A 19,206-nucleotide genomic window follows, 5' to 3' on the forward strand; every position below is an offset into this window, starting at 1 on the left:
TCGCTACAAGAGGTAATGCTTTTTTTATCACTTAGTGCAACTAGCTAAGCGTTGAGGGTAGATTGTATGACGACTGTTTTAACGATCGTGATGCCGATCATCTAACCAGTGATCGAATAGTGCAAGCACTATACCCACAATAATTGGGGCTACAATCGCAGTGAAAATTGTGTTAAGCATATACTCACCTCCTTTCAGGAGGTACAGTCGTCAAAAAATATTATAGCAAAGTAAGACTCACATATGTGGGTCTTTTTTAGTACAAGAAAGAAGGTGAAAGCATGTTAGACCATATGATTTTTAATGCAAAAAAATGGTTTGAAATTTCAAACGATATGTCCGCTATTACAGCTAATAATAAAAACTATTATGCTTGTCCATCAAGATTTACTGTCATGGCAGAAACACCAATCAAAAATCCGAATACGGGTAATGGCTGGCGAGTATTAAATGACGCTGAGGTTACCTGTGTTGGGGCAGGCAAAGACGTTTATTTCTTTGACGGACAACTTGAAATTTACGCTGATAGTGATGCAAACAAGCATCCTTATAATGCAAATTACTCGTATTACTATTACACGGGGGTAGTTGAAAAAACAAATGTTAGAAACGTAATATGGGGGGTAAAACCCTTTTATTTGCTGTTATATCAATGGCTGCGCATGCTTTCACTTCACTTAAGAAAGGAGCGAAAGTATGCTAGATCATATTATTTTAAATCGCTTGAAATGGTGGAATGTTGACAGCAACGCTAATCAAGTGAAGCTAAATAATCAGCAATGGCTAAAATGCCCGAAAAGTTTTGTCTTTAAGAATTCGAGCGATTCACAAGAACAGATGAACGGGAATCCGTACACAACTTGTTATGGAATTGGATTTGGAGAAAAATACAATGCAGTCGCCCATGGAAAACTTTGCTTGCTTTATGATGACGGCTCGGGTTATCTTGCCCAAATTCCTTTAAATGACCCAAGTATCAAAAGTATAAATTGGGGGGGTAAACACCCACTAAGCCACTTGTATCAAATGTTTAAGGCTATCACCGGAAAGGTGGTGGCTGTATGCTAGGTCACATGAAGTTTAACCGAGAAAATTATTATCCAATTAATAGCAGTGATGTAACAGTCAATGCTAATGGCAAGACTTATCGTGAATACAAATATCAGACAATTACTAAAACTTTATCTGGTAATGATTTACAGGCTATATCTAACCACAATAATGATTTCTTTGTGGCTGATATTTCTACCTTAGATATGAACCGAAGAACAAGATTTACTTTTAGTAATGGTGATAGTTTTATTATCACTAATTACTTGATGCGTACCACAGCTGCAAGGAGCAGCTATTATGTTAATGCGACTAAAAATAATTACCAGATTAAATTCTATCCACTAGGAGATGTCATTGAAGCCTATTACTACAATGGCACCGACGATGTAAGCCAGCTTGACTGGGTAAAAATTGAAATTAATGTAGATTAGCACTCAATGAGTGCTTTTTTTATGCAAAAACAACCTAGCTCACGGGGCGTTCCCGTGGGCTTTTTTAATAGAAAGGAGCCACAAAATGGCTGAAAAAAATGAAACAAGTTTAAGTGTTGCAGATCAAGAAAAGGTATTGAAAGAACATTTTCCTACTTTAACGGGGTTTATTTATTACAGTGATCCTGATACTGTAGAAAAAATTTGGCATCATAAAGTAGTACCAACCTTCAACCACGAAGAAAAAGAATTGTTACCTTATATGCTACATGCTAAGAGACCTAGTGACGATTTGAAAGATGGTATTTGGAGCGTTTCAAGCCAAGATTGGGTTGAAAACTCAAAGGATGGGCAAGCTGAATTAATTGCCAAGCAAAATAAACAAATTCAATCCTTAACTGCCAATAACCAAGAAAAGCAAGAACAAATTGATAAATTACAAGAATCTATTTCTCAATCAAGTCAAACAACTTCTCAACTTGCTCAACAATTCAACTTATTTGGTACTCAAGTAACGCAATCACTTACTAAGGTGACAGAAGCAGTTAATAAGCTTACTGAAAAAGAAGGTGACAAGTAATGCTAGTTTTAAATCTTACTTTCACACCATTTGATATGAGCTTATGCTATAGCCAAACCAGAAATTTCTATAAGTGGGGCTGGGCTGGATATAGTAAGAAAGATTTGCGAAATCAAGTTAAAACTGGATTGTTACCAGCTGCTGAATATAAAAAGATTACAGGTGATGATTATGAAGAGCCTGCTAAATCTGCTAAGTAAAATTGCTGAACGCTTAAGCTATCATCCTGTTCACATTATCTTAGGCTTGGTCACTGGTGCCATTGGTATTTGTCTTATTTGGGATGACAATTATTATTTTTGGCCACCAGGTATGACCAGCTTTTTCAATTCGGATTGTATCGGCACTTGGGCACTGTTTACAGGGTTAGGGTTAATCTACGTAGCAGTGCAGAAAGTAATACCAAGTAACGCGAATATCATTTGGCTGTTGTCACAATGTGGTTTTGTTGGTGGTGAAACCTTTTTAGAATTTGCCCATGGAATTATCACACACAATGATCATATGATTACCTTTGCATTTGCAATGTTTGGCTATTTACTACTTACTTTTTGGGTTATTCGCACTAATGGTAAATTTGATCATAAGATAGCTAAAAGAATTGAAGAGCGTGATCGTAAACTAGAAAGAAGGTAGGTTACCATTGAGAAAGATTTAATCCTTATCATCACTTCAGGTGCTCTAGGGTCAATTCTTGCTACTTTGATTGGTGCCTATCAGGCTTACGTTAAGCGCAAAGATCAAAGAGAAAAGCGTGATACAGATGACTTCTACACACGTTGGATGAGTGCAGAGGATGAGGTAGACAGAGTAAGAGATGAAAATCGTGCCCTTAAAGATGAAATTGCACGATTGAAAATTAAAGAGAGGAAAAATAAAAATGGATAATATTTTTATTGATTTATCAGCGATAGTAATTGCTATCGCTTTTTCTTATGGGATTTTTTGGTATAAGAAGCATAAAACTGAAATTGATAAGAAGCGTGATGAAGGGGATGCCTTAGCATTTTCAGTTAATATGTTAGGTAAATTAGCTACTATGTTTGCTTATGATCTTAAAGACTCAAGCGAAAAAGGAGTCGCTAAGAAAAAAGAAGTAGCTAATAAAATCAAAGTTACTTTTGCAGATGCTAAACTACCAGTTCCTAGTGATGCTGCTATTTCTGGAGCAATTGAAAAAGCCGTAACTGCTATGAAGTTAGCTGATAGTGAAGAAAAGAGTGATACCAATGCTAAAAATGGTTGATGTTTATAGTGGTTCACCACGCTCATATGCTACTCAATCTGGTGTTGATGTAATCATGGTAAAGGCTACTCAAGGTACTAGCTACGTTAACCCCTACTGTGATACAGACTATCAAGCCGCTAAGAAAGCTGGAAAGCTTTTAGGTTTTTATCATTATTGCAGTGGTGAAAATCCAGAAGCAGAAGCTAAGTACTTTTATAAAAACACAAAGAATTATGTAGGCGAAGCTGTTCCTGCTGTTGACTGGGAAAGTAATCAAAATGCTAGTTGGGGTATTAAGAACTATGTAAGAAGATTTGTAGACGAATTTCATAAGCTGTCTGGCGTTTGGCCATTGATCTATGTACAAGCTTCTTCGTTAAATCAAGTTGCTAACTGTGCTAAAGATTGCGGTTTGTGGGTTGCTTCTTATCCATCAATGGACTGGAAAAGTTGGGCGGTGCCAAACATGCGTATAAACACATCACCATGGAGCACCTATACCATCTGGCAGTTTACTGGTGATAACATGGATAGAAATGTAGTTAACACCACTAAAGAAGGATGGAAGAAGTTAGCTGAAGGCAGTAGTAAACCAGCTGCCAAAAATAAATCTAGTTGGATTAAAAAGTCTGGTACGTTTGTATTAGGTCAGACTTTAAAAATTCACGAAAGCTCGCATATTGATTCGCCAGCCATCGCAAAGCTGCCTAAGGGATCAGTAATTAAGTACGATGCAACTCTACAAGGTCCTTTACGTCTATGGCTAAGACAACCACGGTCTAAGGGTTATGGTTATATTGTTGCTAAAGATAAGTATGGAAAATTACTAGGTAAATTGGAGTAAAAAAGAGCCACTCTGGAGATTAATTTCTCTAGAGTGGCTCTTTTTTTGTGTTGTTGCACAAATGATGCACAATATTAACTTAGGTATTGATATTTCGGGATTCGTGAGCTATTTCAATGCTCACCCGGATCATATAAGTTAGCTCGTAAGTGGAAACTTGCGAGTTTTTTTATGTAAAAATTATTAAAGCCAGAGAGACTGTTTACAGTATGTCAGTCAGATTTTTAAGACATGTAAATAATATTATGAAAATATCAAATATTGAAGAATATAAACTTGAAATAAATAATAAGGAACAAATAATTCAGGGGATTTATATTCTAGGTAAAGAAGTGTATCAACAGATTAGGTTTGTAGTTGAAATGGAACATTTGGAAGGCTGGAATTCAACTAGGAATGATATTCAATATCTTCTTGATACAGTTAAACATCCAAATCCCAAATTAGATGCTGAAATAGATAAGTTATTTGGGGACCGGGTTGATGAAAGATGGTTGTACTGACAAGAAGAAAAAATATGAATGTTTAGTGTCTTCATTTTTCTATTCATAATTTATTATTGTATAATACAAATAGATGTCAATTATTAACTTAATCTTACATTATTAGTGAACTTATTGACTAAAATAATGAACGAGCTTATCCTAAAATTGATTTCCAAAAATAGGATCGATAAGTGTGAACGACAACTATTTCTAATTTCATCGGAGGAATTTAGATTGACTACAACCAAGAAAATTATCATTAAATTAGCCTGTGCAACTGCTCTTGGGACCGCCAGCATTGCATTAACCCAAGTAAATGAACCACAAGTAACGGTTAATGCCGCAACTACATCAGTTGCTGCTCGTGCACTTGGGGTTGATGTTGCTAGTTACCAAAGTGCTGATTTATCAAGCCATGCACAAGCTGGATCACAATTTGCGATTGTTAAGGTTAGTGAAGGGACCTCTTACCGCAATCCGAAGGCTTCAAGCCAAATTTCAACTGCTTTATCAAATAATATGATGCCAATGGCTTATCACTTTGCTACTTTTAGCTCGAATTCAAGTGCTGCTGTAGCCGAAGCAAACTATGCGATTAAGGCAGCGCAAGCCTTTGGCTTACCTACGGGTTCATATATCGCTTGTGACTATGAAACTGGTCAAGGCAATAATATTTATGGTGGTAAAACACCAACTGCAAATGCAATTATTGCTTTTATGGACACTATTAAGTCTGCTGGCTATAAGCCACTTCTTTATGCAAGTTCATCAGTTTTGCAAAATAACATTGACACTAGCAGTGTAATTGCTAAGTATCCTAACTCTTTATGGGTTGCTTCATATGCAATTTCCGGTAGGATTGATAATCCAAACTTTAACTACTTCCCGTCTATGGATGGTGTTTCAATTTGGCAATTTACCGATAACTGGAAAGGCTTAAGCGTTGACGGGAACATTGCTGTTTTGCCATTATCAATTGACGGTAATGTAACTTCTAACAATGGTGCAATTTCACAAGCTCCAGCTACTAACAATACTAATTCTGCTAGCTCAACCAATAAAACCACTGCTTCATCTAGTCAAACAACCTCATCAGATAGTAACAAAGGTGTTGCAACGGCGGGCTATGTAATGAAGAAGTCTTACATTTACAACAAGAAGGGCGACCGCCAAGGTGGCTACTATGCAGCTTACACTAATATTACTCATTATGGAGTAGTAACTTTAGATAATGGTAAAACTGCCTTGAATATGGGTAACGGTCGCTACATTATGGCAAGCAATGTTTTAGGTAATTCCCGCGTAGTAAAACACAATGCTTATATTTACAGTAATAAAGGCTACCGGGCTAACTGGAGATTACTCAGAAAAGGTACGCCAATTAAGACTTACGGCTCTCGCATCCATATTAACGGCAAGAGCTACTACCGCATTGGTCGCAATATGTATGTGAAGGCCGCCAATTTTTAAATAAAAAATTTGTTTTTACAAGAAGGAATTAAGCTTGAAGGTTTAATTCCTTTTTTTGTGCTAATTTTTGTATAATTAATAGTATTCAGGAAACGCCTGAATACTATTAATAAGGATGTATTAAATTGAAAAAAAGAATTTTAACAATAATATTAATGGCGCTAACTTTGACGGGATGCACAATCCAGAACTCAGCGCCGAAAAAAGCCAAATCAACTGTTAAAACAGTTAAAGTAGTAAAGCATCGACAAAATAAGAAAAAGCAGGCTAAATATCAAGTGTCAGAGCAAGTATGGCGTATCCAACAAGATGGCGTTGATCTTTATGGTCATTTGTATTTACCACAAAACTTAGCAGGTAAGAAAAAGGCTGTTGTTTTGGCTCATGGTTTAGCCGGAAATTATCGTGATTTAGCTAATTATGCTAAAAATTTGGCTAGTCAAGGTTATGTTGCCTATGCTTTTGACTTTCCTGGTGGCGCTAAAAATGGTCAAAGTACTGGTGTAGCGCAAGAAAATATGTCGATTTTTACGGAAGAGCAAAATTTGCAAACAGTCTTGACCGCGGTTAGAAACAGACCAGATGTTGATCGCAATCAAGTATCTTTATTAGGTGAAAGCCAAGGTGGCGCAGTTGCCGCAATGTTAGCTGCTAAATCGCCTAAAGCAGTAAAATCACTAATTTTACTTTATCCAGCTTTCTCGATTACGGATTATGCTCAAGCTGCCTTTAAATCAGCAAAGCAAGTACCCGATAAAGTTAATTTATTTGGTTTTACGATCGGCCAAGCCTATTTTGCCAAATTATTCAAATATGATCTCTTGCAACAAGCTACCAAATATCACGGTCCGGTTTTAATTATGCACGGCACTAGCGATTTGATTATTCCAGATACTTATTCGATTAAGGCTAATAAGAAATTTAAGCATTCTAAGTTGTATTTGTTCAAAAATGTTGGGCATGATTTCAAAGGGAAGTACCAAACGCGGGCATTTAAGTTGATCGATGATTTTTTACAAAAGGATAAAGTATGAAAAAGAAGTATTATCTTGTGCCGTTATTGGGGTTATTGAGCTGTCTATTAATATTTTCGCAGCAGGTCAGAGCTGATGTAGATTATGATATTAATAATGTAGAAGCTACTGCACGCGTCAACAAAGATGGCTCGTTGACGATGTATCGCCAAGTTGATTATTCTTTTGATAGTGATGCGCGCGGTGTTTTTTATCGGCAAAATCTAAATGAGAAACAAAAGCTAAGCAATATTCAGGTCAAGGTTGATGGTAAGACTGCCGTTGCTTCGACTACAGGCAAGAACGATACTTATGAGTTGCAAAAGAACGGCAATTCTTACCGCTTCAAGGTTTATCACCGAATTAGAGAAGACGAGCGAGTTAAGGTTGAATATTCTTATATGATTCACAATGCAATTACTAACTATTGCGACACGGCCGAACTGAATTTCAAGATTATCGGTAATGGCTGGGATACCGATCTTGACTATGTGCGTGCTACTGTGATTTTCCCAGGTAGAGTTAAAGGACTAAAGGCTTGGGCGCATGGACCGCTGAGTGGTTATACGCAGGTTTTGCCTGGGGAGGGCAAGATTATTATGACTGCCGACGATGTGGCGGGTGATAGCGGTGTTGAAGTACATGCAATTTTTCCAACTGCAGTAACTAGTGCTAACAAAAACTTTGTTGATCAGGATAAAAAGCAAACAATTGAAAAACAGGAAGCTCAACTGGCAAGAGAAGCTAATAGGCGTCGCCAACGCTGACAGTGGCTGGGGTGGAGCTTAGTAATAGTTTCCGCTATTTCTGGTTTAGCTGTGTTGATTAGAGGATTTTTTGGTAAAAAGATTGGCGTTAAACCGAAAAAAGAGCGAGATTTAGGTCATAATTATGAAATTCCCACTGTTTCGCCAGTAGCAGCACAGATTTTAGATGAAGCAGATAAACCAAATGTGCAAGCATTTACCGCGTATTTAATGCAATTGGCAGGTAAGCATAAAATCAAGTTAGAACGCTATCAGACTAAACATTTGAAGCGGACGAATTACCGCATTACGTTGGAAGATGAGGCTGTGCTGAATGATCCATTACTCAAGTTCATTTTTGAAAAGATGGGTGATGGTCAGTCATTCACGACTAAGCAATTGCGCGATTATACTTCGAGAAAGTTGGGTAAGCAGTTTGATAAATGGCGTGATGATCAGTATAACCAGGTGCAGGACGCAGGTTTATTGCGTGAAAAATTGAAAAGACAGCGTAGCAAATCCCGTGGTAGCATGATTTTAGGACTAGTTGTCAGCGTGATTGCAGGAATTTTTGCGTTAATGACAGCAACAGAGGTGCCTAACGCTGTGGTAGGTTGCGGCGGAGTTTTAATCGTGTTGGAAATTGCGGCTTTCATTGTTGACAGTCGCCGAATCAGCATCTATACGCAAAAAGGTGCGTTGAAGACTGATCAAGTGCGCGGCTTTCGAAAGATGCTTGACGACATTGGTCGCTTCAAGATGAAGGATGTCGGTGACTTGATTCTGTGGGAAGATATTATGCCATACGCGGTTGCCTTTGGTTTGTCGAAAAAGGTGTTAAAGCAGCTCAAGATCGAATTTGCGGATGAGCTAGATGCTGCGCCAATTCTGCTTTACGGTGGCTTTTACAATAGTGGAAACGACAGTTTTGAGCATAGCTTCGAACGCAGCTTTTCATCGGGCGTGTCGGTTGGTTCATCATCAGTATCTGGCGGCTCCGGTGGCTTCTCTGGTGGATCGTCCGGTGGCTTTGGTGGCGGCAGTGGCGGCGGTGCGTTTTAGCGGAGCACAGTAAAAAAACATTTTCTACTAACTTAGAATTCAAATACTAAGTCCAAGTTTACGCTTGGGCTTTTTTTCATGTATCATAGCCTTTTGTAAGGAACAAGAATATATGAAAATTTCAAAACGCATCGGCATTGGTATTTTGAGCATAATCATTTTATGTTGGGTCATCTTCGGCATTTATTATGCCTACTTGGCTGCTATTATTACCGTATCCTCGACCATCAAAAACTGCAGGGAAAACGCGGCACGGCGATTTCTAAGAAGGCAGTGCTTACTTCGACTAATGGTGTGATCAAGACGATGAAAAAGCAGAACGCGGATTTTATGTTTTTCTAAGAAATAGATATCAATTCTACCCGTTCCTACCATGTTAATCAGGTTCAACGCATGGAAGAAGCTTTTCCTAATGAGAATCACGTTTTTGCCAGCAATTTTCACTCCGCTTACTTGGCGGTGCCGCTGAATAATCCGCATGGCACGGTGCGCTCAGGATTATTGAGCATGAGCAAGTATCACATGTCTAGTGCCGAGCGAAAAAATATCCGGTCTCAAGTGGCTCAATTGAAAAATTTGTCGACTTAGATCGTTGTTTTGTCGTGATGTGTTTTCCAGTAAAAAATGGTAAATTTTTGATGATGATTAATTCACACATGTCGTCCTATGATAAGGGTGGCAAGATGCGCAAGGCGCAGATGAAGCTGATTTCTTCTGTGATGGAGCATGAGTATCGGGCTGGCAATTATGTGATTGTTGGTGGCGATTTCAATCATGCGCTGGGTAAGGATATGATGACGCATTTCGAACATCAGGAGAAGATTCCGAGCTGGGTGTCGGTTCTGGATCAGGGGATGCTGCCAAAGGATTTTACTATGGTGAAAGCGACAAATCGAGAAAAAAGTATCCACAGTACGGGCGACAGACATGAAGTATGATCCGAAGATCAATTATATGACCATTTGTGATGGGTTTATTGTGTCAAAAAATGTGCGCGCAACAATCAGTACTGATTTTGAATTTGCAGATCATAATCCAGTGCGGCTGAATTTTGAATTGAAGTAGGGAAATGTATGGTTCTGTATTATAATAAAAGCAAAAACAGGAGGACGAAATTATGCCATTTGTACATATTGAATTGATCAAAGGCCGTTCAGACGAACAAATTACCAACTTAATGAAGGATGTCACTGAAGTAGTGCACAAAAACACCGGCGCACCTAAGGAACACATTCACGTAATTATCAACGAATTAGGTAAGCACACTTATGGCCAAGGTGGCGAGTGGAGAGCTTAGTTAACTTGATGATGAAAGACGACTCGAGTGTGAGTCGTCTTTTCTTTTTGACTAAGGCAGACGGTTTGACTAAAATTATAATTAATTTAAACGGAGTTCCCGACGGAACCGAGACTGACACATTACTTAATTTGGTCAGACTGATGAAAGATTTGCCGGTGAGCGACGATAGACTTTTTGATCAAGCGCGGGAGCGTATTAAATCAATGAACGCTGACCCAGAATGGAGGGACACGATTATGGACTTTGAAACCAGAATGTTAGAGCGTGAGCAAGCGGGTGAAAAGAAAGGATTGAAGAAGGGCGAAGAAAGAGGCCTAAAGAAAGGTCTTAAAACTGGCGTCCTTAATTTGATCGATTCTTTGAAAGATGTAGGTTGTACTAGCCAGCAAATTTTGTAACAACTCAAGCAAAAATATGGCAATGTCTACTCTGACAAGCAACTAGAAGAATTTTTGAAGCAAAGTTAGATTAATTTTCCGGGGGAGATGTCGCGCAAGCGACACTCTTTTTTCGTCTAAAAATAAATTTTCATTTTCCAAAAAATTTTGCCACTTTTTTGTGTAATAGATAATATTGGAGGGGTATTTTTGCTGAGAAAATACTAGAAATGAAGTAGAATTTGGGTAAGGAAAAACAAGAATATCCTTTGATCACTGACGACCTAGTCTTCGATCACGTAATGGGCAAGAAAGAAAACTGTATGGAATTGTTACGCCGTGCCTATCCCGAGTTAGACAGCAAAGATACTGAGGTGCTTACACAATATGACGGCAAGACGGCTTACAAAGCTGAGCACATCCGGCTCGATGTTTGGGCCAGGGATGACCAGGGCCGTGTGTTTGATTTCGAAATACGGCGAAAAAATGACGGAGACCTAGAACAGCGAATGCGATATTATATCGGCAATCTGATTTGATACACTTTGCAGTCGGAGCAAAATTATTCCGAACTTAAAAATGCATACGTAGTTTTTCTTTGTACGTTTGATTCATATTATCGAAACGAAAGCTGCTATGATTTTAAAATGTTTGACGAGAAGACTAGGTCGATTGAGATCAAAATTGGACTGCACGTCAAGATTCTCAATTCCAAAGAGATCCGAGACAGTGATGCACCGATCAACGATGTTTTGGATTACATGGAAGGCGATTCCAATCAAACGGATGATTACGTGAAGAAATTGCAAAAAGATCTTGAAAATTATGTTGGTAGCGGAAAGTGGGTGCAAGACATGGACAAGTACGACTACGAATTGAAGAAAGCTGCTGAAAAGGCAACCGAAAACAACACAGAAAAGAATGCTAGAAGCTTCATTGAATTTAATAAGAATTAAGGCAAGGATCTTCAAACTACGATTCATGATGCAATGGGCAGGTTTGGTTATGTGTTTAATCTCGATAAAATCACCAAATTAGCAACTGAAATTTATCAGTAAGACTGATTAAATAAGCTTTTCAGCAAAATATTCTCCTAAGATGTCGCAAATAGCGGCATCCTTTTTGATAGATTTGCTTTCATAGATAACAAATGTTATACTAACTGTAGCAACACAAAAGAGTGTGAGTAAGTAGAAGAAAAGGGAGTAAATGAAATGTTATCCAAAAACAATTTCCAAGAGCATTTACGTAAAATGAATGAGAAAAAAGAGCGTTTTTCAATTCGTAAATTTACGGTAGGTGCCGCTTCAGTATTGATCGGCTTCACTATTTTTGGCATGGCTAATGGTGCAACTGTTAAGGCTGACACTGCTGATGCTCAAACAACAGAAACACTAAAGGCACCAGGACAACAAACTCAGGGTGACCAGACGGCAGCTCAAGATAATAACAAGCCGTCAACTGCTACTTCACTAACTTCTGCAATTACGCAGGGTTCAGATAAGAAAAAACAAGCTTCAACTGATACTACACCTATAACACAAATGCCAACGGTTAAACCAACGAACAATCAAGCTGACACCAATAATACAGCTAAGCGTGAGGTAAGAACTAAGGCTCAGCAATCACCTGCAGCTGCGAAATCTACTGCACCTAAGCAATATACAGATACTGCTGAAGAAGAAATTTTTGTTTATGGTCCTGCAGATGCGCAAGATTCATCAAATGGTTATTACAAAACAGTAGAGAAGAAGAACATGACCGGTGTCAAGTCTGCTGGCGGCGATGTTGCGTGGGGTGAAGCCGGCTTTTCATCTAAGAATATTGATACTTTACTTAAATCTGGCGACTTTACTTATACAGCTACTGGAAAAAAAGGCCAAGATATTCCTTATCAAACTTGGTTAGATCAAGGTTATGTTCCTGTAATTACCCAAGTAATGACTGAGCACACAGAAGGAATGGCTTCAGAAGAAAGGGCTGCTAAGCTGAGAGACGAGTTAGACGAGATAGTTTCAAAGAACCGCTTAACATCTGATTTGCCAGCATACTCAATTTCTCAACCAATTAGTACTACGTATCGGATTGATTTTTATAAGGCAATTAAAGATTATCAAACTGAACGAGTAAACATCTATCTTCCAGGTCACGATAAAACTGATGGTAGCGCTGAATACAGTGCAGTTGTAGCTAGGAAAGACTTTACTGGCTATCAAGACGAGCAAGGAAATAAAGTATGGACAAGCGTAAAGTTTGATTCATTGAATTTAGCAGATCTTTTTAAGAATGCCAAGTTCTATAATAATAAGACAGGTTATCCAGAAAAATTGCCTGATTTGTCTAACTATTTCCCAGAAATCACGAGTGCTGAAACTACCTTTGATAGTACAGATAAGGCCCAAGCCACTGCTCTGTTCCAAAAATTGAATCAAGAGATTAAGCAAGATCCAACTAGTCAGACTTTGCCAGAATATACAGCAACGGCACCCGTAGGGACGATCTTTAACATTCACTTCAACGAATGGCAAAAGACTGGTCAAACTAAGACCTTTACTAGAACTGTGCGGACTTGGTACCAATATTATCTTAATGATAAAGAAGTTTACACTTACACTTATCGTCAAGGTGAAAATAGTCAAGTATTGCCAATTCAAGAGCAAGTCATCAAATTATCACTTGATGAATATAAGAATAAACAAGGGCAAACTGAATGGAGAATTAATAAGGATGCTTCTTCAGCAATGTCTGATTTAACAGCTGGAATTGTAACACCATATGTTGAAGGTTATAATTTTGGTATTCGTCGAACTTATGGCAAAGACATTGTCTCAGATGCAGCATTTGAGGATGCGTTGGCAGTTAATAATGGTAAGGAAGATGGTAAAGAGATTACCAAACTAGTTGGTCAAAGCTATGTTCCAGAAAAAGGCAATGAAGCAGCTTGGAAGAAGTTCAATAATGGAACTGAGATTACCAATCCAGGTTTAATTGACTCCAGTGCAGCATTTAGCAAGACTCCTGATCTCTTTGGCAATGGTCAATCTAATGAAATGATTGACATTGTATACTATGCAAATTTGCATAAGGTGACAGAGAAAATTATTGATCAAGATGCCAATGATGTTCTCTATGATTCTGCTAAGGCACCTAATGAAGCACTTTGGGTACCGAGTGATTGGACCTGGTTCGATCAAGCACCGCTTAAGTTACCCAAGGGCTATCATGAAGGCACTAAGCAAGGTAATCCTGTACCATACTTGAACTTTAAGACAGGACAATTTGTTGTAAACGGTAAGGTAGTTACCGGCGTTCAGTTGCAAATGGGGACACAGGACATTAACTATGTTTACTACGTTCAAAAAGATGCAACACCTACACCAAAGCCTGAACCTCAACCTGAGTCTCAACCAACACCAGAGGTTCAGCCAGAAACATCGGTAAAGCCAGAGCAACCAGCTGCACCAACTAATGATGACAAGCAAAATAATGGCTCAGTTTTGCCAGAAAAGGTAGATCATCACGATGGGCAAGAGAAGCACGAAGGACAAAACAAGAAACAAACTAATGTGAAAAATGTAACTCCACATGCTACAGCAGTTAAGAAGTCTACTCACAAAGTGAGTCAAGTTGAAAATAAAGCTGACAATCAAATTAAGTCAACTGCAGTTGTTTCAACTAATGCTAAGAAGACTGAAGCTCTACCACAAACTGGTGAAGAAAGTAAGTCTAGCTTGGGTATTGCAGGCTTAGTTCTTGCCACTCTTGCAGGTTTGCTTGGATTTGCTGGAACAGACAAGAAACGTAAGAATTAATCGAATTATTAGTCTAAAAATATAAAGAACAGGTAACGTGTAAAAAGCGCTGCCTGTTTTTGCATATAAGAAATTTTCTTGACTGATTTGTTATTATAATTTGTGAAGATAAATATAAATACAATAATGGTATATTTAAATTGTTGTATTGCAATTATTTAGTGCTCTAAAAATAGAATATCTCGCAATATGCGTAGTATCAGTTACTAGTGGTATGAATAACGCTTGTTTTATTTTGCTAACATGATAGGATTAATATGTACATAAAAGACAAGACTGATGTAGATATTAATTATTTTTTATAGAATGTGAAAACAAATGCGTTATTTAATAGCTTGCTTGTATCTAGATTAGTGATTATTTAGTAAGGGATGCTAAATATGTTGTCAAAGAACAATTTTAATGAACGTTTGCGCAAGATGGAACCTAAAACAGAACGCTTCTCCATCCGTAAATTTACGGTTGGCGCTGCGTCTGTTCTGATCGGCCCATATTTGGGATGGCAAATGGGCAGAGCGTTAAGGCTGATGTGAAAAATGATGCTACTGTGCGGACAAATGAGAGTAATAAAAACAGCACTGGTGTTACTAATAAAGCAGGCCAGTCTAAAGATAACGAGAAACAAAAAATCGAAGATGGGGAGGTACTAAATTCATCATCTACTAAAAAAGTTGAAAGTACTGTTATAGATAATAATTCTGAGACGTCTAAATCATCTGAAACACCAACTTCAACAACTAAGGCCAATAAGTCAAAAACTGAAACTGATTTAAAGAAAAATGATTCAGTTAGTCAGAAAGGCAGTAACACCGAGGCTTTTGTAGACAACGCTAGGACTACTCCAGATGTAAATTCAGATACTAAAAATAAAAAGGCTAACGAAACTACAACCGCAGCTGATAATGCAACTCTTGATAGTCTTGAAGCTAAATATGAAAAATTAGAAACTCAACTTGAAGCTGGCAAAATAAGCGAAGATGATGCACAAAAAGCCGCAGAAGAGTTGCAAAATGAAATGGCTCAACTTCCTGAAGCTGTTCAACTTAAAGCAGCCACTTTGGAAGATGTTGACACTAAGACGTCAAATACATCAGAGGTCAGCGATTGGTCAAGCTTTGTTAATGCATTAAATAATACAAATGTTAACGAAATTAAGTTGACTAGCAATATTGATGTCGTTAAACTTTGGCAAATATTCATTAAAGTTTAACAACAATAATCAAGACGCAGATCATCCAAATTGGGATATCACCTTTGACAATATCAATACTAATGCAGATACTTTTGACGGTCACCAATATAGTCCAATTTACTTTGGTAGTGCATGGGCTGGTGCTGGTGATAATGCGGCAGTAAGTGAAGAAAACCAAAAGAACATTAAGGTTACTTTCAATAATGTTAATGCCAATGTGACTGATCGTCCAATTATTAGTGGCTTTAAGACTAATTGGGCAGGTTCAGCTGATATTAATGGTGAAGCTTATACTTTAGTTCTTAAAGGAACTAATAACCTAACTAGCAATGGTTACACCGGTGGTTCTACCCCCCCACTGGTGATGATGGAAATGCTATTTCTGCAGGTTACATTACTGTTGAAGATGGCACTACTACCATTAATATGCCACAAACATCATCATATAACTTGCAATATGGTGGTGCTGCTGTTCGTACTGCGCAAGATGATGTTTCTGAAAATAATGTAATAAGCAAGTATTCAATGAACATCAAGGACGGTGCTACTTTAAACATTACTGGTGGCAAGGATGTTAAGGCTATTGTAACTACTAATGCGATTACCGGTACTGTTAATGTTGACGATAACTTAAACATGAATATGGGTGCTGGCCATTCAATTGCAGTACTTGCTGGTAATATGAATGTTGGCAAGACTGGCAACGTTGATATTATTACCGCTCAAGTTCAAACTGGCGGTAAATCGATTGGAACCTTTGATGGTGGTCAGTACGGTGTGCTTTCAATCGGTGTTGGCTATGCTGGCAACTTGACAAATACCGATTCCAACACTATCAACGACAATGGGTCAATTAAGGTTGTGCGTACTTCAACTGCTGATTCTATGAGCCCAATAATCTCAATGGGGTCAGGTGCTTCAGGTCTTTTGAAAGGAAACTTTACTGTTAAGGTAAATGAAGGAGCTACCTTAGACTTACAAGATTCTGAAGATCAAACTAATTTAAGGATGATTTATGTTTCAGGCTCAAGTGTTCCTTCCCACCTTAACTTTACTAATCCTGGATATGTGAACTTGCAATGTAATAATGATCTGCCAGAGAACGGTAGTGACTTAGTTTACCTTGAGGGTCAACCCAACGGTGTAACTATTACTCAATCTCCTATTGCTCAGGGGGATGAGGCAAATAAGTCAGAAACGCCAAGCTGGACCTGGATTGTAAAGAATGCAAGCTCCATGAACAACTGGGGTGACAATACAGGCTTCGGCTTTACTGCTGCCAGTAAAACTGCACCACAAAACGCAACTGGCGACCCTAAGTTCTTACATTCAAATGGATCTGTGATTATGGCTACCAGTCAATCAGGCTTAAATTCATTCCAATACAATGGTAGTCAAAAGGCTTCTAAGGATTCAGCTCAAGGCGTCATTACTACGTTTAGCAATGGGTTCTGAGTTATTAGATGATAAAACGGCGGTTACTGATGCTGATAAGTATCAACCTGAAACCCAAACTATTAAAGGTACTACAGATCAGAAGTTAAATGATTTAGTTGCCAAGGATGGTATTAAAGATTTAATTGAATTAGATGGTAGTAAGACTACTGATTTATCATCAATTTCTAGTGTTGCTTGGTACAGCTCAAATGATGATGCTAATGAATGGAATAAGAAGATGCTCGATCAAGACGGCAATTCGTTAGCACAACCAGCCCAACTGGTAACTTGGATACTACGGATAAGTCTGCATGGGCAAAGGTAACTTACCAAGATGGTTCAATTGACTTTGTGAATATTCCGTTGAACATTACTATTCCACTTGTCGCTCAAGATGTTAAAGTTTGGACTGATGCCACCACTACGCCAGGCGCAAAGGATGGTATTAAAAATACTGCTGACTTAGACAAGATCACCGATTCTGCTAAGCCGGACGCCAAGACAACTTATGCTTAGACTGATTCCTAATCAAGCTGCAAGCGACATTAAGACTCCAGGTAAGTACACCGAAAATATTACTGTAACTTATCCAGATGGTAGCCAAGATAATATCGATACTAATGTGTTTGCTGACGAAAAGCCAAAGACCACTACAATTGAGGCGCCTTCAGCAAGGATTCAGATGCATCTAAGATTACTAACACGGTTAACACTGCAGCTGATTTAACCTTAGGGGATGCAAAAACTAAGGCTGAAGGTACTGCAATTCATAATGTAGTAAGTTCACTTTCAGATCCAGCTTCTTTAGTTGATATCGCTAATTTGACTAAGGATAATAATTCTGAGGTTTCTAATGTAACTTGGAAAGATGATCAGACTCCTTCCGTTGCAACAACTGGTAAGCGAAATACGACTGCAACAATTCACTTTATTGATGGTTCAACACTTGATGTACCAGTTTCGTATACAGTTACTGCTAGTCAAGCTGACAATTGTCAACCAATTACCAAGCAAGTTTCAACTGACAAGAGTACTACTCCAGATGCTCCAAGTGCTGTAACTAACAAGGACACTGATAAGGTTGATCCCGATGTAACCAAGTTGCCAGCAAGTACTAAGCTTGAATGGAATGATCCTGACAAGATTGGCGACGACGTTAAGACTCCAGGTAAGAAGACTGATGAAAACTTACCCAGATGATTCTAGCGAAGTTGTAAAGACTGATATTGTTGTTAACAATCCACCTGTCGTAACTACGCTTACAACTGGTAAAGGTACTAAAGTACCAAATCCAACTTCTGCAATTATGAACTTGAATAATGGTGGTAAGGATCCGGTTGACGGCTATCCATTTAAGGTAACTTGGACTAAGGAGCCGGATATTTCTACCAAGGGTCCTCATAAAGGTAGCGTTGAAGTTGAATACCCAGATGGTACGAAAAAGACGGAGATAGTTACTGTTAACGTAACTGATGGCTTCAAAGCTCCAGACGGAGTAACTATTACAGTTGATGAAAAGACTGGTAAGGCTTCTGCTACTATAACTAAGGATGCTCCACTTGGTACATTCAGTGTTCCAGTTGAAGTAACTTATAAGGACGGCACTACGGGCACAACCAATGTTCCAGTTAGCGTAACTGGCGAGGAACACAATAAGAATGGTGAAGATATTTACTATGGTGATCAAACGATGACCAAGTTTATTAAGACACCATTTGATGTTCACAAGACTACTGGCGATGCTAGTGTTGATGCTCAGAACTTCCTATACAGTTTAATTGAAAGATATGATTGGGATAGAGCAACTGGCAAGTACAATAAGACTGCTACTTACACTTTGAGTGCTGATGGTAAGACTTATGTAAGCGACAAGGATAGTAGCGATACGATTGATGCTGCTAATATTCAATTAGCATGGCAAGATAACTACAAGTTAAACACTAATGCTGATAACTTTAAGTCTAAGACTGGTGACACTTTAGTTGATAGTGGTGAAGAAATAACTGGCTCAGATGACGGCATTTCAGGCAACTCTAAGTACCGTTACAATGTCAAAATTACGGACTACAATACTTTGAACAAGTTAGGCTTGGCATGGGATGGCTACAACTCATGATCTAACGTTTACTTCAACTTCCGCGGTGCAACTGGTAAGCAAAATATTTCAGTTAACTAC

General features: G+C 38.4%; 27 protein-coding genes and 2 pseudogenes. 28 read left to right on the forward strand and 1 reads right to left on the reverse strand.

Annotation, left to right across the window (positions count from 1 at the left end; translation table 11 throughout):
- Positions 1–78: 78 nt before the first annotated feature.
- A complete protein-coding gene (locus tag Q0Y84_RS00575; RefSeq protein ID WP_297949714.1) occupies positions 79–180 on the reverse strand; it encodes a type I toxin-antitoxin system Fst family toxin in 102 nt (33 codons plus the stop codon).
- Positions 181–281: 101 nt separating this feature from the next.
- Between Q0Y84_RS00575 and Q0Y84_RS00580 the strand changes: the two genes are divergently transcribed.
- From Q0Y84_RS00580 to Q0Y84_RS00715, 28 genes and pseudogenes are all read left to right on the forward strand, one after another.
- Positions 282–743, forward strand: a complete 462-nt coding sequence (locus Q0Y84_RS00580) for a hypothetical protein (protein ID WP_297949716.1) — start codon at positions 282–284, stop codon at positions 741–743.
- Complete coding sequence (locus Q0Y84_RS00585) at positions 697–1,068, forward strand: hypothetical protein (protein WP_297949717.1); 372 nt, start codon at positions 697–699, stop codon at positions 1,066–1,068. Before Q0Y84_RS00580 ends, Q0Y84_RS00585 begins: the two co-directional genes overlap by 47 nt.
- Positions 1,062–1,484, forward strand: a complete 423-nt coding sequence (locus Q0Y84_RS00590; protein ID WP_297949719.1) for a hypothetical protein — start codon at positions 1,062–1,064, stop codon at positions 1,482–1,484. Before Q0Y84_RS00585 ends, Q0Y84_RS00590 begins: the two co-directional genes overlap by 7 nt.
- Positions 1,485–1,569: 85 nt before the next feature.
- Positions 1,570–2,064 carry a hypothetical protein gene (locus Q0Y84_RS00595; protein ID WP_297949721.1) on the forward strand — a complete coding sequence of 165 codons (495 nt, stop codon included), beginning with the start codon at positions 1,570–1,572 and terminating at the stop codon, positions 2,062–2,064.
- A complete protein-coding gene (locus Q0Y84_RS00600; RefSeq protein WP_297949723.1) occupies positions 2,064–2,264 on the forward strand; it encodes an XkdX family protein in 201 nt (66 codons plus the stop codon). The genes Q0Y84_RS00595 and Q0Y84_RS00600 overlap by 1 nt, the downstream gene beginning before the upstream one ends.
- Complete coding sequence (locus Q0Y84_RS00605) at positions 2,236–2,700, forward strand: hypothetical protein (RefSeq protein ID WP_297949725.1); 465 nt, start codon at positions 2,236–2,238, stop codon at positions 2,698–2,700. Before Q0Y84_RS00600 ends, Q0Y84_RS00605 begins: the two co-directional genes overlap by 29 nt.
- A gap of 66 nt (positions 2,701–2,766) precedes the next feature.
- On the forward strand, positions 2,767–2,952 hold the full coding sequence (locus Q0Y84_RS00610) for a hypothetical protein (protein WP_297949727.1): 186 nt from the start codon (positions 2,767–2,769) through the stop codon (positions 2,950–2,952).
- Positions 2,945–3,310 (forward strand): phage holin, encoded by a 366-nt coding sequence (locus Q0Y84_RS00615; RefSeq protein WP_297949728.1) that lies wholly within the window; start codon positions 2,945–2,947, stop codon positions 3,308–3,310. Before Q0Y84_RS00610 ends, Q0Y84_RS00615 begins: the two co-directional genes overlap by 8 nt.
- Entirely contained in the window at positions 3,294–4,136 is an 843-nt protein-coding gene (locus Q0Y84_RS00620; RefSeq protein ID WP_297949730.1) for a GH25 family lysozyme, read from the forward strand. Before Q0Y84_RS00615 ends, Q0Y84_RS00620 begins: the two co-directional genes overlap by 17 nt.
- Positions 4,137–4,345: 209 nt before the next feature.
- The gene (locus tag Q0Y84_RS00625) at positions 4,346–4,639 is read left to right on the forward strand and encodes a hypothetical protein (RefSeq protein WP_297949731.1); all 294 of its coding nucleotides are present in this window, start codon (positions 4,346–4,348) and stop codon (positions 4,637–4,639) included.
- Between the two features lie 216 nt (positions 4,640–4,855).
- Positions 4,856–6,091: a GH25 family lysozyme gene (locus Q0Y84_RS00630; protein WP_297949733.1), complete on the forward strand. Its 1,236-nt coding sequence runs from the start codon at positions 4,856–4,858 to the stop codon at positions 6,089–6,091.
- Positions 6,092–6,246: 155 nt separating this feature from the next.
- Positions 6,247–7,125: an alpha/beta fold hydrolase gene (locus tag Q0Y84_RS00635; RefSeq protein ID WP_297949926.1), complete on the forward strand. Its 879-nt coding sequence runs from the start codon at positions 6,247–6,249 to the stop codon at positions 7,123–7,125.
- Positions 7,122–8,912, forward strand: a pseudogene (locus Q0Y84_RS00640) (DUF2207 domain-containing protein). Before Q0Y84_RS00635 ends, Q0Y84_RS00640 begins: the two are co-directional and overlap by 4 nt.
- A gap of 162 nt (positions 8,913–9,074) precedes the next feature.
- A pseudogene (locus Q0Y84_RS00645) lies at positions 9,075–9,977 on the forward strand (endonuclease).
- A gap of 52 nt (positions 9,978–10,029) precedes the next feature.
- The gene (locus tag Q0Y84_RS00650) at positions 10,030–10,209 is read left to right on the forward strand and encodes a 2-hydroxymuconate tautomerase (RefSeq protein ID WP_297949735.1); all 180 of its coding nucleotides are present in this window, start codon (positions 10,030–10,032) and stop codon (positions 10,207–10,209) included.
- Between the two features lie 8 nt (positions 10,210–10,217).
- Complete coding sequence (locus tag Q0Y84_RS00655; protein ID WP_297949737.1) at positions 10,218–10,610, forward strand: hypothetical protein; 393 nt, start codon at positions 10,218–10,220, stop codon at positions 10,608–10,610.
- Between the two features lie 221 nt (positions 10,611–10,831).
- The gene (locus Q0Y84_RS00660) at positions 10,832–11,128 is read left to right on the forward strand and encodes a PD-(D/E)XK nuclease family transposase (protein WP_297949739.1); all 297 of its coding nucleotides are present in this window, start codon (positions 10,832–10,834) and stop codon (positions 11,126–11,128) included.
- A gap of 108 nt (positions 11,129–11,236) precedes the next feature.
- The gene (locus tag Q0Y84_RS00665; RefSeq protein ID WP_297949741.1) at positions 11,237–11,545 is read left to right on the forward strand and encodes a hypothetical protein; all 309 of its coding nucleotides are present in this window, start codon (positions 11,237–11,239) and stop codon (positions 11,543–11,545) included.
- Positions 11,546–11,842: 297 nt separating this feature from the next.
- A complete protein-coding gene (locus Q0Y84_RS00670; RefSeq protein WP_297949743.1) occupies positions 11,843–14,401 on the forward strand; it encodes a YSIRK-type signal peptide-containing protein in 2,559 nt (852 codons plus the stop codon).
- Between the two features lie 419 nt (positions 14,402–14,820).
- Entirely contained in the window at positions 14,821–14,934 is a 114-nt protein-coding gene (locus tag Q0Y84_RS00675; protein WP_297949928.1) for a YSIRK-type signal peptide-containing protein, read from the forward strand.
- Positions 14,901–15,611, forward strand: coding sequence for a pectate lyase-like adhesive domain-containing protein (locus tag Q0Y84_RS00680; RefSeq protein WP_297949745.1), 711 nt, complete (start codon positions 14,901–14,903; stop codon positions 15,609–15,611). The genes Q0Y84_RS00675 and Q0Y84_RS00680 overlap by 34 nt, the downstream gene beginning before the upstream one ends.
- The gene (locus Q0Y84_RS00685; RefSeq protein WP_297949748.1) at positions 15,574–16,104 is read left to right on the forward strand and encodes a hypothetical protein; all 531 of its coding nucleotides are present in this window, start codon (positions 15,574–15,576) and stop codon (positions 16,102–16,104) included. Before Q0Y84_RS00680 ends, Q0Y84_RS00685 begins: the two co-directional genes overlap by 38 nt.
- A complete protein-coding gene (locus Q0Y84_RS00690) occupies positions 16,020–17,048 on the forward strand; it encodes a hypothetical protein (RefSeq protein ID WP_297949749.1) in 1,029 nt (342 codons plus the stop codon). The genes Q0Y84_RS00685 and Q0Y84_RS00690 overlap by 85 nt, the downstream gene beginning before the upstream one ends.
- On the forward strand, positions 17,038–17,355 hold the full coding sequence (locus Q0Y84_RS00695; RefSeq protein WP_297949751.1) for a hypothetical protein: 318 nt from the start codon (positions 17,038–17,040) through the stop codon (positions 17,353–17,355). Before Q0Y84_RS00690 ends, Q0Y84_RS00695 begins: the two co-directional genes overlap by 11 nt.
- A complete protein-coding gene (locus Q0Y84_RS00700) occupies positions 17,319–17,546 on the forward strand; it encodes a hypothetical protein (RefSeq protein ID WP_297949753.1) in 228 nt (75 codons plus the stop codon). The genes Q0Y84_RS00695 and Q0Y84_RS00700 overlap by 37 nt, the downstream gene beginning before the upstream one ends.
- Complete coding sequence (locus tag Q0Y84_RS00705) at positions 17,539–17,757, forward strand: Rib/alpha-like domain-containing protein (protein WP_297949755.1); 219 nt, start codon at positions 17,539–17,541, stop codon at positions 17,755–17,757. Before Q0Y84_RS00700 ends, Q0Y84_RS00705 begins: the two co-directional genes overlap by 8 nt.
- Positions 17,758–17,852: 95 nt before the next feature.
- Complete coding sequence (locus Q0Y84_RS00710; RefSeq protein ID WP_297949757.1) at positions 17,853–18,230, forward strand: Rib/alpha-like domain-containing protein; 378 nt, start codon at positions 17,853–17,855, stop codon at positions 18,228–18,230.
- A complete protein-coding gene (locus tag Q0Y84_RS00715; RefSeq protein WP_297949759.1) occupies positions 18,211–19,146 on the forward strand; it encodes a Rib/alpha-like domain-containing protein in 936 nt (311 codons plus the stop codon). The genes Q0Y84_RS00710 and Q0Y84_RS00715 overlap by 20 nt, the downstream gene beginning before the upstream one ends.
- The last annotated feature ends 60 nt before the right edge of the window (positions 19,147–19,206 follow it).

Origin of the sequence: uncultured Lactobacillus sp., from assembly GCF_947367125.1 — a bacterium.
In the GTDB taxonomy this organism is placed as follows: Bacteria; Bacillota; Bacilli; order Lactobacillales; family Lactobacillaceae; genus Lactobacillus.

Excerpts from the sequence above, each read along its gene's own strand:
- Q0Y84_RS00575 (WP_297949714.1), bottom strand. The coding sequence starts at position 180 with ATGCTTAACACAATTTTCACTGCGATTGTAGCCCCAATTATTGTGGGT.
- Q0Y84_RS00580 (WP_297949716.1), top strand. The coding sequence starts at position 282 with ATGTTAGACCATATGATTTTTAATGCAAAAAAATGGTTTGAAATTTCA.
- Q0Y84_RS00585 (WP_297949717.1), top strand. The coding sequence starts at position 697 with ATGCTAGATCATATTATTTTAAATCGCTTGAAATGGTGGAATGTTGAC.
- Q0Y84_RS00590 (WP_297949719.1), top strand. The coding sequence starts at position 1,062 with ATGCTAGGTCACATGAAGTTTAACCGAGAAAATTATTATCCAATTAAT.
- Q0Y84_RS00595 (WP_297949721.1), top strand. The coding sequence starts at position 1,570 with ATGGCTGAAAAAAATGAAACAAGTTTAAGTGTTGCAGATCAAGAAAAG.
- Q0Y84_RS00600 (WP_297949723.1), top strand. The coding sequence starts at position 2,064 with ATGCTAGTTTTAAATCTTACTTTCACACCATTTGATATGAGCTTATGC.
- Q0Y84_RS00605 (WP_297949725.1), top strand. The coding sequence starts at position 2,236 with ATGAAGAGCCTGCTAAATCTGCTAAGTAAAATTGCTGAACGCTTAAGC.
- Q0Y84_RS00615 (WP_297949728.1), top strand. The coding sequence starts at position 2,945 with ATGGATAATATTTTTATTGATTTATCAGCGATAGTAATTGCTATCGCT.
- Q0Y84_RS00620 (WP_297949730.1), top strand. The coding sequence starts at position 3,294 with ATGCTAAAAATGGTTGATGTTTATAGTGGTTCACCACGCTCATATGCT.
- Q0Y84_RS00625 (WP_297949731.1), top strand. The coding sequence starts at position 4,346 with ATGTCAGTCAGATTTTTAAGACATGTAAATAATATTATGAAAATATCA.
- Q0Y84_RS00635 (WP_297949926.1), top strand. The coding sequence starts at position 6,247 with ATGGCGCTAACTTTGACGGGATGCACAATCCAGAACTCAGCGCCGAAA.
- Q0Y84_RS00650 (WP_297949735.1), top strand. The coding sequence starts at position 10,030 with ATGCCATTTGTACATATTGAATTGATCAAAGGCCGTTCAGACGAACAA.
- Q0Y84_RS00655 (WP_297949737.1), top strand. The coding sequence starts at position 10,218 with ATGATGAAAGACGACTCGAGTGTGAGTCGTCTTTTCTTTTTGACTAAG.
- Q0Y84_RS00665 (WP_297949741.1), top strand. The coding sequence starts at position 11,237 with ATGTTTGACGAGAAGACTAGGTCGATTGAGATCAAAATTGGACTGCAC.
- Q0Y84_RS00670 (WP_297949743.1), top strand. The coding sequence starts at position 11,843 with ATGAATGAGAAAAAAGAGCGTTTTTCAATTCGTAAATTTACGGTAGGT.
- Q0Y84_RS00675 (WP_297949928.1), top strand. The coding sequence starts at position 14,821 with ATGGAACCTAAAACAGAACGCTTCTCCATCCGTAAATTTACGGTTGGC.
- Q0Y84_RS00680 (WP_297949745.1), top strand. The coding sequence starts at position 14,901 with ATGGCAAATGGGCAGAGCGTTAAGGCTGATGTGAAAAATGATGCTACT.
- Q0Y84_RS00685 (WP_297949748.1), top strand. The coding sequence starts at position 15,574 with ATGTCGTTAAACTTTGGCAAATATTCATTAAAGTTTAACAACAATAAT.
- Q0Y84_RS00690 (WP_297949749.1), top strand. The coding sequence starts at position 16,020 with ATGCCACAAACATCATCATATAACTTGCAATATGGTGGTGCTGCTGTT.
- Q0Y84_RS00695 (WP_297949751.1), top strand. The coding sequence starts at position 17,038 with ATGGGTTCTGAGTTATTAGATGATAAAACGGCGGTTACTGATGCTGAT.
- Q0Y84_RS00705 (WP_297949755.1), top strand. The coding sequence starts at position 17,539 with ATGCTTAGACTGATTCCTAATCAAGCTGCAAGCGACATTAAGACTCCA.
- Q0Y84_RS00715 (WP_297949759.1), top strand. The coding sequence starts at position 18,211 with ATGAAAACTTACCCAGATGATTCTAGCGAAGTTGTAAAGACTGATATT.